Source organism: Pauljensenia sp. UMB9872, assembly GCF_030212665.1.
Taxonomy (GTDB): domain Bacteria; phylum Actinomycetota; class Actinomycetes; order Actinomycetales; family Actinomycetaceae; genus Pauljensenia; species Pauljensenia turicensis_B.
Map to the genome: position 1 here is coordinate 77,370 of NZ_JASOER010000010.1, position 12,229 is coordinate 89,598.

10 protein-coding genes and 1 tRNA gene are annotated in these 12,229 nt (G+C 57.4%); 10 read left to right on the forward strand and 1 reads right to left on the reverse strand.

What is annotated here, in order from left to right; genetic code table 11:
* Window positions 1-6 precede the first annotated feature (6 nt).
* Window positions 7-1,551 carry a cytochrome ubiquinol oxidase subunit I gene (locus QP109_RS05500; RefSeq protein WP_101627264.1) on the reverse strand — a complete coding sequence of 515 codons (1,545 nt, stop codon included), beginning with the start codon at window positions 1,549-1,551 and terminating at the stop codon, window positions 7-9.
* 519 nt (window positions 1,552-2,070) lie between these two features.
* On the opposite strand from QP109_RS05500, the gene QP109_RS05505 reads away from it, so the two are divergent.
* The 10 genes from QP109_RS05505 to QP109_RS05550 all read left to right on the forward strand — a co-directional run bounded on the left by QP109_RS05505 (window position 2,071) and on the right by QP109_RS05550 (window position 12,066).
* Entirely contained in the window at window positions 2,071-4,821 is a 2,751-nt protein-coding gene (locus QP109_RS05505) for an Rne/Rng family ribonuclease (protein WP_285023863.1), read from the forward strand.
* Between the two features lie 213 nt (window positions 4,822-5,034).
* Window positions 5,035-5,343 carry a 50S ribosomal protein L21 gene (rplU, locus tag QP109_RS05510; protein ID WP_006681643.1) on the forward strand — a complete coding sequence of 103 codons (309 nt, stop codon included), beginning with the start codon at window positions 5,035-5,037 and terminating at the stop codon, window positions 5,341-5,343.
* A 33-nt stretch (window positions 5,344-5,376) separates the two neighbouring features.
* Window positions 5,377-5,637: a 50S ribosomal protein L27 gene (rpmA, locus tag QP109_RS05515; RefSeq protein ID WP_006681642.1), complete on the forward strand. Its 261-nt coding sequence runs from the start codon at window positions 5,377-5,379 to the stop codon at window positions 5,635-5,637.
* Window positions 5,638-5,745: 108 nt separating this feature from the next.
* Complete coding sequence (obgE, locus tag QP109_RS05520; protein ID WP_101627262.1) at window positions 5,746-7,266, forward strand: GTPase ObgE; 1,521 nt, start codon at window positions 5,746-5,748, stop codon at window positions 7,264-7,266.
* 29 nt (window positions 7,267-7,295) lie between these two features.
* Complete coding sequence (proB, locus tag QP109_RS05525; RefSeq protein ID WP_285023868.1) at window positions 7,296-8,411, forward strand: glutamate 5-kinase; 1,116 nt, start codon at window positions 7,296-7,298, stop codon at window positions 8,409-8,411.
* A gap of 37 nt (window positions 8,412-8,448) precedes the next feature.
* Entirely contained in the window at window positions 8,449-9,732 is a 1,284-nt protein-coding gene (locus QP109_RS05530; protein WP_285023870.1) for a glutamate-5-semialdehyde dehydrogenase, read from the forward strand.
* Entirely contained in the window at window positions 9,729-10,421 is a 693-nt protein-coding gene (nadD, locus tag QP109_RS05535; protein WP_101627260.1) for a nicotinate-nucleotide adenylyltransferase, read from the forward strand. The genes QP109_RS05530 and nadD overlap by 4 nt, the downstream gene beginning before the upstream one ends.
* Window positions 10,422-10,515: 94 nt before the next feature.
* Window positions 10,516-11,055 (forward strand): ribosome silencing factor, encoded by a 540-nt coding sequence (gene rsfS / locus QP109_RS05540; protein WP_285023872.1) that lies wholly within the window; start codon window positions 10,516-10,518, stop codon window positions 11,053-11,055.
* A 2-nt stretch (window positions 11,056-11,057) separates the two neighbouring features.
* Window positions 11,058-11,861: a histidine phosphatase family protein gene (locus QP109_RS05545; protein WP_285023874.1), complete on the forward strand. Its 804-nt coding sequence runs from the start codon at window positions 11,058-11,060 to the stop codon at window positions 11,859-11,861.
* A gap of 132 nt (window positions 11,862-11,993) precedes the next feature.
* Window positions 11,994-12,066, forward strand: a tRNA-Ala gene (locus tag QP109_RS05550).
* The last annotated feature ends 163 nt before the right edge of the window (window positions 12,067-12,229 follow it).

Below are 12,229 nucleotides of genomic sequence, written 5' to 3' on the forward strand. Positions count from 1 at the left end.
CGCCTCTCAGTATCCGAAGGACAGGTCGCCGGCGGGAGCGTCGGTTTCTGTCTTCTTAGCGGTGTGGATGCCCTCGCGCACGTAGCGACGCATGAGCAGGAACCAGATAACGCCCAGCAGAGCGTAGAGCAGCGTGAAGCCGATCAGGGTTGCAAGAACCTGTCCGGCGGGAACTGCCGTTGAAATACCGGTGTCGGTCATCAGCATGACAGAACCGACCGGATCACCGTTCGAAAGACCTGCAATGTTCGGGACGACAACCCACGGTTGACGACCGATTTCGGTGAAGATCCAGCCGAAGGTTGCTGCCAGGAACGGTAGGGGCAGGTTGATTAGTGCCATCGTCGACAGTGACTTCGAACCGGGGACGGTGCCCTTGCGGGTAACCCAGAGACCCCAGAGTGCGAAGATCAGGGAGAGGATGCCAAGGCCGATCATGAGGCGGAACGACCAGAAGGTTGCCATCTGCGGGGGAACGAAGTTGTAGTGAGCTGCATTGCCGTACTTGGCGGTGAAGTCAGCGTTCGAGTTCAGCAGTTCGACCATGCGAGCCTGCTCGTCAGCGACACCTGCGGAGGTTGCGCTGAAGTCATTGTGCGACATGAAGGAAGCAACGCCGGGGATCTCAATGAACTTGGTGGGTGCTTCGCCGGAGGAATCCAGTGGGCAGGAACCGAACTGAGCGACGGTGAAGGCAGCGCCATCGGTGTCGACGCAGATGCCTTCGGCGACTGCCATCTTCATCGGCTGAAGCTTGACCAGTTCCTGGCCCTGGAAGTGGCCGGTGCCCATGACGCCGAGAGCGCCGATGAGCATGACGATCAGGCCGAAGCGTGCAACGGGATGCCAGACGTTCTTTGCCTGGCTGGTTGCTTCTTCACTGCCTTCGCGCTGTGCGCGAACCATCCACCAGATGGAGATGCCGGCAACCAGAGAGCCTGCGGCAAGCCATGCGGTGGTGATGACGTGGGTGTATTCCCAGATGAGCGCCGGGTTTGCGAGGAGCTTGAAGAAGCTCATGGAACCGTCGAGGACTGCGCGTCCAGCTTCGGGGTCGTACTTTGCGCCGACCGGGTGCTGCATCCAGGAGTTTGCGCCGAGGATCCATGCGGCCGAAACGGCGGTGCCGATGGCGACCAGCCAGATGGTGGCCAGGTGCATGCCCTTCTTCAGGCGACCGAAACCGAAGATCCAGAGGCCCAGGAAGGTGGATTCCATGAAGAATGCAAGGAGTGCTTCGACTGCGAGCGGTGCACCGAAGATGTCACCGACGTAGCGGGAGTATTCCGACCAGTTCATACCGAACTGGAATTCCTGGACGATACCGGTGGAAACGCCCAGTGCGAAAGAGATGATGAGGAGCTTGCCGAAGAAGCGGGTGGCGTGGAGCCATTCCTGCTTTCCGGTCTTGTGCCAGAACGTCTGCATGAGTGCGACAAGGAGTGCCAGTCCGATATTCAGTGGAACCAGCACGAAGTGGTAGACGGTAGTGATACCGAACTGCCACCTGCCGAGCATGACAGAGTCGAGCGCTGCCTGCGCGAGGGTCATTGTGCTCGCCTTCCCTCAAATAGTTCGTTGATGGATGGTGCGCGTAGTGACTTTGGACCCAACAAGCGGGACCATCGTCACGTGCTTACCTGTCAATCTAGCCCATGATTATTCGCTTTTGCGTTGATTTTTGAGAAAAAGGCGGTTATCTGACAGACCTGATACTTTCGTCATTATTTGGGCTGTTTTTCGAGTCGAAAGTCCCGCCTTTCCAGTTTTCAGAGGGGGCTTCGGCGATGTTCAAGTGGGTATTTAGCTGACAGTTGGTTTTATAAATTTACGAGGCCGAGATGCGCCGTATGTAACTGTGTCCCTTCAAACGACTCGGGTAAAAATGTGGCAAACTTGAGTGTGTATCGGACATTGCGGACACACCTTCGCAATGAGATAAACGTCGAAGACGCCTCATGCGCCGACGTTTCGACCGCGATTAGCGGTAACCGTCAGGATTTCCGCCCCTAGAGGGCGAGGCCGAGGGGCCGGTGTGGTGTGGGACCGTGCCCTCACAAATGGAGAATTGTGACCACTGAGAATGCCTCTTCGGCACCTTCAGCGCCTGCAGCGTCATTGCTGTTCCAGCAACCTGAGTTCCAGGCTCCCGTTTTTCAAGCACCTGTCGAGCAACCCGCTCCGGCTCGTTCGTCGCGCTCGCAGTCTCGTTCAAACGACGAGGCCCCTGCGGAAACCCCCACGCGTGAAAAGCGTTCTCGTAAGACTCGTAAGACCGTAAAGGCTGATGCGGATACCAGTGAAGCCGAGGTTGAAGAGGTAACTGATTCCGCTCAAGCCTCTCAAACTCCTGATACTGATACGAAACGCGCGCGTCGTCGTACCAAGTCAAATGACACGGTTCAGGCAGATGCGGACAAAGGTGAAGAGGCCCAGGCAGAAGACACTGCATCGTCGGATACTACGCAGTTAGAAGACGATGGGGAAGAGACCTCAACGCGCCGTCGTCGCCGTCGTCGCACACGTTCCACCTCATCCGACGAAGGTGACGTTAACGACCAGGTGAAGGCTCTCAAGGGGTCGACTCGTCTGGAAGCGAAGAAGCAGCGTCGCAAGGAAACTCGTCGTGAAGGTCGCCGTCGCCACGGTATTACTGAGTCGGAGTTCCTGGCTCGTCGCGAGTCCGTGAATCGTCAGATGGTGATCCGAGATCATGATGGTCTGGATCAGATTGCGATCCTCGAAGATGATCTGCTGGTAGAGCACTACGTTGCTCGTCGCACCCAGAAGTCGATGGTCGGCAACATCTACCTCGGTCGCGTGCAGAATGTGTTGCCCTCGATGGAAGCCGCATTCGTTGATATTGGCCGTGGTCGTAACGCCGTCCTCTATGCCGGTGAAGTGAACTGGGATGCCGTTGGTCTTGAAGGCAAGCCACGTCGCATCGAGTCTGCTCTGAAGTCGGGTGACCCGGTTCTGGTCCAGGTGACCAAGGATCCGATCGGCCATAAGGGCGCGCGTCTGACCAGTCAGATCACGCTGGCGGGACGTTACCTGGTGCTGATCCCGAACGGCTCCATGATGGGTATCTCGCGCAAGTTGCCCGATCGTGAGCGCACCCGTCTGAAGAAGATCTTGAAGCAGGTTATTCCCGCCGGTTCGGGCGTCATCGTACGTACCGCAGCTGAAGGTGCAACCGAAAAACAGATTCGTGACGATGTCGCACGCTTGAGCGCGCAGTGGACGTCAATCGAAGAACAGCAGAAGAATACGAAGACCGCTCCGACGTTGTTGCGTGGCGAACCCGAGCTTGCTGTCCGCGTTGTCCGCGATATCTTCAACGAAGACTTCTCGAAGCTTGTGATCGAAGGAAATGAAACCTTCGAAACCGTCAAGTCTTACGTGGATGAACTTTCACCGGAACTGTCTGACCGCGTCGAAAAGTGGGTGGGCACCGATAACGTGTTTGTTGCTCACCGCATTGACGAGCAACTGTCGAAGGGGATGGACCGCAAGGTCTGGTTGCCGTCGGGTGGCACGCTCATCATTGACCGTACGGAAGCGATGACGGTCATTGACGTCAACACCGGTAAGTTCATTGGCGCCGGTGGCACACTGGAAGAAACCGTGACGCACAACAACCTTGAGGCTGCCGAAGAAATCGTTCGTCAGCTGCGTCTGCGTGATATCGGTGGCATCATCATCGTCGACTTCGTTGACATGGTGCTCGAATCTAACCGCGATCTGGTTCTCCGTCGTCTGGTCGAGTGCTTGGGTCGTGATCGCACGCGTCACCAGGTCACCGAGATTACTTCTCTCGGTTTGGTGCAGATGACGCGTAAGCGCGTGGGTGAGGGCCTCGTCGAAGCTTTCTCAACCCCGTGTGAAGCGTGCGAAGGCCGCGGCTTCATCGTCCACGAGCATCCGGTTGAGCTCTCGGACTCACAGCACCACACGGGGGCCGCCCCGAAGTCGAATAAACGCAAGAAGGCTGAGCGCATCGAAGACTCCGCCGAGCACGAAAAGGCCAAGCAGGCTCTGTCCGCCATCGCTGCTGCATCGCGCAAGTCTGACGAATCCGAAGTGTCTGCCTCCGCTGATTCTCCGGTCAACGAGGCCGCCTCCGCGGGTGAGAAGTCTGCCCCCGAATCAAAGGGTGGTAAGGGACGCAAGCGTGTGCACGAAAAGGCCGATTCGACCGTCGCTGACTCTGCTTCACCTGCCGGAGAAACGGGCGAAAACGAACAGGAACAGCCTGTGAAGAAGCGTCGTCCGCGTCGTGCAGTCCGAGTGTCGTCAGAAGAAACACTCTCTTCTTCGACTGAGGCTGAAAAGAGTGAATCGAAGGCTGATGTCACCGCTCAGATCACACCACGTGAATCCGATTCCGCGGGTCAGGCAGGCAATAACTCTGAAAAGACTGCGCGGCCTCGTAGGCGTCGTAGGGCAGTCTCGATGGATTCTGCCCAACCGGATGCGAGCGAGCCCGTAGCAAATGCTGCGCAGGCGAACGAGCCTGAAGCTAAGAAGGCAAGCGGGTCCAAGACTCGCGCGCGATCGGCGTCGGCTCACTTAGCATCGTCCGCATCTACGCCTCGAAAGACGCGCAGGCGTGTTGTCACCACACCAAGCGTTGAACCGGGAAAGACGGCTCCCGCTCTGGTGTTGGACTTGCCCGCTAGGGTAGAGGATCCGGTAACAGTGGTTGCCCCCACGATGACAACGGATGCGTTGACTTTACCTGAAGCCTCCACGTCTAGCGCTTCCAAGCCGAAGCGTCGTCGTCGCCTCGCCACCCAAAGCGGTGACGAGACTGCCTGATTTATCTAAACTAGGGTGACTCGGCGTGTCGCTAAAAGTTGCAGGGTGTGGAATCGCACAGCGTAAAACCCCTGTTTTTGGCTCATCCAAGTTGCCCTAAGATAGGCAAATCAGCTAAATTTGATCGTCGGCGCGACCAGCGCCAGCGGGATAAATATTGAAACGCTGTTCAAGCGAATCCCGTTCCGTATATCTAGAAGAGATGAGCTACACGTGGTCTACGCGATCGTCAAGGCCGGCGGCCGTCAGGAGAAGGTCTCCGTCGGTGACGTCGTCGTCGTCGACAAGGTTTCCGAAGAAATCGGTTCCAGCATTGAGCTTCAGCCGCTGATGCTGGTTGATGGCGATGCCATCACCGTCGATGCTGCCAAGCTTGGCAAGGTCACCGTCAAAGCAGAAATTGTGGACGCAACTAAGGGTCCGAAGATTTCCATCATCAAGTACAAGAACAAGTCGGGCTACCGTAAGCGCCAGGGACACCGTCAGAAGCTGTCGGTTGTCAAGATCACTGAGATCGCCTGACCTGAGACCGATTCGAGCAGAAAGTAGTTTCTGATGGCACATAAGAAGGGCCTTGGTTCCTCCCGTAACGGCCGCGACTCGAACGCTCAGCGACTGGGCGTTAAGCGCTACGGCGGTCAGCTTGTGAACGCAGGCGAGATCATCGTTCGCCAGCGTGGCACTCACTTCCATCCGGGCGACGGCGTTGGTCGTGGCAAGGATGACACCCTCTTCGCCCTGCGTGCAGGCGCCGTTGAGTTCGGTGTGAAGCGCGACCGTAAGGTTGTCAACGTCGTTGAGCCGGTCTCTGCCTGAGACCGATCGCTTGAAGGGGGCGTCCGGCACATGCCGGGCGCCCTTTTCACATAACTTTGATGTGCAGAGGTTTGTGCACAGACCCTCGGATCATTTTAAGGAGACGAAATGGCAGACTTCATTGATCGCGTGACGATCCATGCTGCTGGTGGCAATGGCGGTAACGGTGTTGCCTCAATTAAGCGTGAGAAGTTCAAGCCGCTCGCTGGCCCAGATGGTGGCGACGGTGGCAATGGCGGTTCCGTCATCCTCGAAGTTGATCTGCAGGTGACGACGCTCCTGACGTATCACCGTGGTCCACACCAGAAGGCGAGCAACGGTACGCCCGGCATGGGTGACTTCCGTCAGGGTAAGAACGGCGAAGACATTATTCTTCCCGTTCCCGACGGCACTGTTGTGAAGTCCCCGTCCGGTGAGTTGCTTGCTGACCTCACTGGTGCAGGCGAGCGTTTCATTGTAGCTGAAGGTGGCCGAGGTGGCCTAGGTAATGCTGCGCTTGCTTCGAAGGCGCGTAAGGCTCCTGGCTTCGCTCTGCTGGGGGAGCCCGGCGAAGAACGCGATGTTGTTCTTGAACTGAAGTCGGTCGCAGACGTTGCTTTGGTCGGTTTCCCGTCGGCTGGTAAGTCGTCGATTATCGCTGCGATGTCGTCTGCCCGCCCGAAGATTGCGGACTACCCGTTTACTACGTTGATCCCGAACCTTGGTGTTGTGCAGGCTGGCGATGAACGCTACACGATTGCTGACGTTCCCGGTCTGATTCCTGGCGCTTCTTCCGGTAAGGGTCTCGGCCTTGATTTTCTGCGCCACATTGAACGCTGTGGTGTGATTGTGCACGTGCTGGACACCGCCGCCTACGAATCCGAGCGCGAACCTTTGTCTGACCTGAAGACAATTGAAGCTGAACTGGCCGCTTATCAGGGCGATCTTGGCCAGATTGAAGGCTATGTTCCACTGATGGAACGTCCGCGTGTCATCGTCCTTAATAAGGTCGATGTGCCCGACGGTCGCGACTTGGCAGAGATTACGCGCCCCGAACTAGAGCAGTTCGGCTGGCCGATCCACGAGGTTTCTGCCGTCACGCACGAGGGCTTGAAGGAACTGTCCTTCACGCTGGCCGCCCTGGTGAAGAAGCACCGCGAATCCCTGCCTGAACGTCAAGCACGACCGGTTATTCGTCCGAAGGCTGTCGGGTCGCGTGACACTGTTACTGTTGCTCGGGTCCAGATGGATGGTGAAGAGGTCTTCCAGGTTCGTGGTGATAAGCCTGAACGCTGGGTTCGCCAGACTGACTTTGCGAATGACGAAGCAATCGGCTACTTGGCTGACCGTCTTGCTGCCGCAGGCGTTGAAGACCAGTTGATGAAGGCCGGTGCCTTCGCCGGAGATACCGTCGTCATTGGTCCGCTGGATACCGGCATCGTCTTCGATTGGGAACCGACGCTTACCACCGGTCCGGAACTGCTGGGACAGCGTGGCACTGACTTGCGTATTAACCAGTCGGCTCGCCCGACGCGTAAGCAGAAGCGCGAGATCCACCATCAGGTGATGGACGCGAAGACTGCGGCGCGTGAAGAACTATGGACCGAACGCCAGAAGGGCGTGTGGACCGACCCAAATAGTGAAAACTGAACCACTTACCCCTAAGGCAAGGACTCGAAGTGACTCCTTCGTGTGACGGCCGTATCAACGATGCGAACCGTATTGTCGTCAAAATTGGATCCTCGTCGCTGAGCCGCGATGATGGCGGCCTGGATCTGAACCGTATTGATTCCGTAGCGCGTTTGGTTGCGAAGTGGAAGACACCGGGTAAAGAGATCATCATTGTCTCTTCCGGTGCGGTTGCAGCGGGTCTGGATCCGCTGGGATTCAATTCGCGTCCGCGCGATCTGGCAAGCGTTCAAGCGGCTGCCGCGATGGGGCAGGGGCTCCTAGTTGCTCGCTGGACGGCAGCATTTCAGGCACACCACCTTGATGTCGCTCAGTTGTTGCTCACCACTGAAGATGTCATGCGTCGCGAACACTACACGAACGTGCGTTCTGCGCTTGCCCGCCTGCTCAGCTGTGGCGTTGTTCCGATTATTAACGAGAACGATGCGGTCACTACTCGCGAGCTTCGCTTTGGCGATAACGATCGTCTGGCCTCGTATGTGGCGCAGATGGTTGTAGCCGACGCACTAATCCTGCTGACCGATGTTGATGGGTTGTATACCGCGCCTCCCAGCCATCCGGGTTCGCAGCTCATTCGCGAGGTTCATTCGACGGACGACCTGCATGCTGTCTTGGTGACGGGCTCGGCCTCGAAGGTTGGCACCGGAGGCATGGTGACGAAGGTTCAGGCTGCGACGATGGCTGCGACCTCCGGCATTGGGGTGGTCTTGACTAGCGCGGATGAACTGGGGACTGCACTGTCGGGGATCGCGACGGGTACGTGGTTCGCGCCTTCATCGGTTCGTCCGGCATCGCGTCGACTCTGGATTGCTCACGCTGCGCATTCTCGTGGCGAAATCATCGTCGACGAGGGGGCGGGTCGTGCAATCACTGCGGGCAAGAAGTCTTTGCTGGCTGCCGGCGTTGTTCGCATCATCGGACACTTTGATTTAGGCGATGTTGTAGATATTGCTGGTCCAGATGGCTTGTTGGCGCGAGGCATCGTCTCCTACGACTCCGATGAGGTCGCACTTATGGCGGGCTTGTCTGCTGAAGATTTGCGTCTTTCGGGTTGGGAGCATCCGCGCCCGATCGTGCATCGTGACGACTTGGCACCGCTGGTGTAGTACTGCTTGGCGCTCCAACCTGTGGGAAAATGGGGACATGACTGACCAGATTCCTGATATTTCAGATCTGACTACGGTTGCGCGCACAGCATCCTTGTCACTCGCCGCGGCGACAGCTGGCGTGAAGAATCGCGCGCTGGAAGCAATTGCGACTGCCCTTGAAGAACGGTCCCGCGAAATCTTGTCTGCGAACCAGTTGGATTTGGTGCGAGGTCGTGAAAACGACATGTCCGCTGGGCTCTTGGATCGTTTGGCGTTGGATCAGTCGCGTATCACGTCAATTGCTGATTCTGTTCGCGAGGTCGCCAGCTTGCCGGATCCGGTCGGCGAGATCGTCCGTGGAACCGTGAATGAGCTCGGTCTTCGCATCCGTCAGGTGCGCGTGCCGATGGGCGTTGTCGCAGTGATTTACGAGGCTCGTCCGAATGTGACGATTGATGCGACAGTGCTTGGCCTGAAGTCCGGTAACGCGGTTATTCTGCGCGGTGGTAGCGCGGCGTTTCACTCGAATCAGGCGATCATCACCGTGATGCGTGATGCTCTTGAAAGCGTTGATCTGCCTGCTGATTTAGTTCAGACGGTTGACCATCTGGGACGTCCTGGTGCGACGGCTTTGATGCGTGCTCGTGGAGGCATCGATGTCCTCATTCCGCGCGGTGGCGCGGGCTTGATTCAGGCTGTCGTCGAAAACTCGATTGTCCCTGTCATCGAAACGGGCACGGGTAACTGTCACGTTTACGTTGATGAAGGCGCGGACTTGGAAGCCGCTGAACGCATCATTATGAATGCGAAGACTCAGCGTGTGGGTGTCTGCAATGCGGCAGAGACTCTCCTTGTGCACGAAGCCGAGGCCGAGCGTTTCCTGCTGTCGGCCCTGACTCGTTTGGCAACAGCTGGCGTTACTCTGCACTTGGATCCTGCTTCTGCCCAGATTGCTCGTCAGACCCCGTCGATTGACTCCGATATGTGGGTTGAGGCAACCGAAGAAGACTGGGCAACCGAATACCTGTCGATGGATTTGGCGGTGCGGGTCGTTCCCTCGATTGATGAGGCCATCGCCCATATTCGTCGCTACTCGACCGGTCACACTGAAGCGATCTGCACCCGTTCCCTTCAATCCGCGAACCGTTTCCAGACTGAGATTGATTCGGCTGCCATTGCGGTTAACGCGTCGACCCGTTTCACCGACGGTGGCCAGGTTGGATTGGGCGCAGAGATCGGTATCTCGACTCAGAAGCTCCATGCTCGGGGTCCGATGGGTTTGGCTGAACTGACGACAACGCGGTGGATTATTGAAGGCGATGGGACGGTTCGTCCATGAGTGACCAGACTTGCGCGCAGGCCAGTAGCGTCGATGGTGTCGAGGCGCCCGATGATGCTCTGACCACCAGTGCGGCTAAAGAGTTTTCAGCTGGTCGGCCTCGTCGATCCATCGGGATCATGGGTGGAACTTTCGACCCCATTCACCACGGACACCTTGTCGCGGCGTCGGAAGTGATGGAAGTCTTCCAACTTGACCAGGTTGTGTTCGTGCCCGCGGCGATGCAACCGTTCAAGGCCGGGCGCAAGGTGACCAGTGCCGAACACCGCTATCTGATGACGGTTGTTGCTACAGCGTCGAACCCGCGTTTTACCGTGTCTCGTGTCGATATTGACCGTGGTGGGACAACGTACACGATCGATACGCTGACCGATCTTGCGGCGCAATACTTGGAGGATACGGACTTCTACTTCATTACGGGCGCAGATGCTCTGGCGCAGATCGCCCAGTGGAAGGACGCGGATAAACTGTTCGAAATGGCGCATTTCATTGGCGTTACTCGTCCAGGACATCAATTGGATGCGTCGGGTTTGCCTCGCAATTCGGTGTCGTTGGTGGAGGTCCCCGCAATGGCGATCTCGTCAACGGACTGCCGTAAGCGCGTCGAAAGTGGGCATCCGGTCTGGTATTTGGTGCCCGACGGTGTTGTCCAGTACATCAAGAAATACGACCTGTACACGGATCAGTGACGGGCATAGAATCTACCGATCAACGGCACGGAGTATTCGCCGGTCAAGGGCGCGAAGCATCCGCCGATCGTCGGCGCGAAGAGAGGAAAACCACGTGAGTGAAGAGCAAAAGGATCTGCAGGACGTCATCGTAGAGGCTGCGATCGACAAGTTGGCGACGGATCCGGTGCTGGTGGACGTGGGGAATCGTCTGGCGTTGGCTGAGTCATTTCTGATTTTTTCTGCTCCTACGGATCGTCAGGTGCGCGCGATCGCTGAAGAAATCATGGATCAGACGGCGAAGCAGTTGGGTGTGAAGCCCGATCGTATCGAGGGTCGTACAGGTGGCACGTGGGTGCTGATCGACTACGGTGAGCTGATCTGCCACGTTCTGACCGATGAACAGCGCGAGTTCTACGCTCTGGAAAAGCTCTGGGCAGACGGTAAGGTGACGCACCTTGCTCCCGAGGGTGAGGCCGCACGCGTTGCCGGTTTTGTTGCGGCGCTAGGCACGGTGGGTGCTGGGGTTGGTACTCCGATGTCGGCGGCTGAGGTTGTTGCGTCGATGGGTGACGCACGAGGCATGGACTTGGCGTCAGCGATTGCATCAGGCGCGATGGATTTAGGTACCGAGTTAGACGCTGAGGAAGAGTGAGCATGACCGAGCCTGCTACTTCTTCACCCGCTACTGTCACCGCACCTACCAGTGAAACTAACTTTGCTGTTGAGACACACGATGACGGCGCGAACCGTATTGTGTTCGTGCGTCACGGACAGACGGACTATAACGTTGAGCGGCGTTTCCAGGGCGTGATTGATCGTCCGTTGAATACCTGTGGTCGTAAGCAGGCTGAGCGCGCTGGCGAGGTTCTAGCGAAGCGTGTCCTCTCGCGGAGTGCTCAGGTTGGTGTGAGTGTTGCTTCCCAGACCTCGAATAAGGTTGTGATTGTTTGTTCGCCTCTGTCGCGGGCCTCGGAAACTGCTGAGCTGCTGGCAGGAGTATTTCGTGCCCAGGGTGGCGATGTAGAGGGGCCGATCGTGGATGAGCGCCTCATTGAGCGCAACTACGGCCTGTTTGAGGGACTGACCCTGCCGGAGGCTCACGAAAAGTATCCGGATTTGGTGGAGGCGTGGCGTCAGACGGGCGAGAGCGGCGAGGCGTCAATTGAGCCGTCGGATGTTGTGGGGACGCGCGTGCGAGATGCTGTTTTTGAGGCGGCTCGCCAGGCTCCTTCGGATGCGACTGTCATTGTGGTTGCTCATGGTGCAGCAATTTTGCGCGGTCTGATTACCTGCATGGGCTTGAATCCGCTTGAGTTTGATGCGATGCGTGGCTTGGATAATTGCCACTGGTCAGAGCTTGTTCGCGTGGGTGGAGGAGGCTCCGGTGGGTCGGGTGCTCCGTCTTTCCGTTTGGCCGCACACAATATTGGCTACCGCGAGGATGTGTTGGGCGCGTAAGCGTCGCACATCTGTTTGTCGCGTGGATCCTAGGAGCACGGCTGGTGTGATGGCCTGCACGAGGTTTCGATTTTACGAATCGCCTGGCGTTCCGCTATGCTTAACGGGTCGCAAACGCGATGAACTGAATACGGGGCTATGGCGCAGTTGGTAGCGCGCTTCCATGGCATGGAAGAGGTCAGGGGTTCGAATCCCCTTAGCTCCACTGAAGGGACGCTCATTTTGATACAAAGTGGGCGTCCTTTTGTATGCCCGAAATCTGAACGAAAATCCAGGTCAGAGAGGATTTGTGGGTTAAGTAGCAGAAAGTGTGTCCGGTCGGCGTGTCGCCGTCGGGCGTATTTTTATTTGAGGGGTCCTTTCCTGAT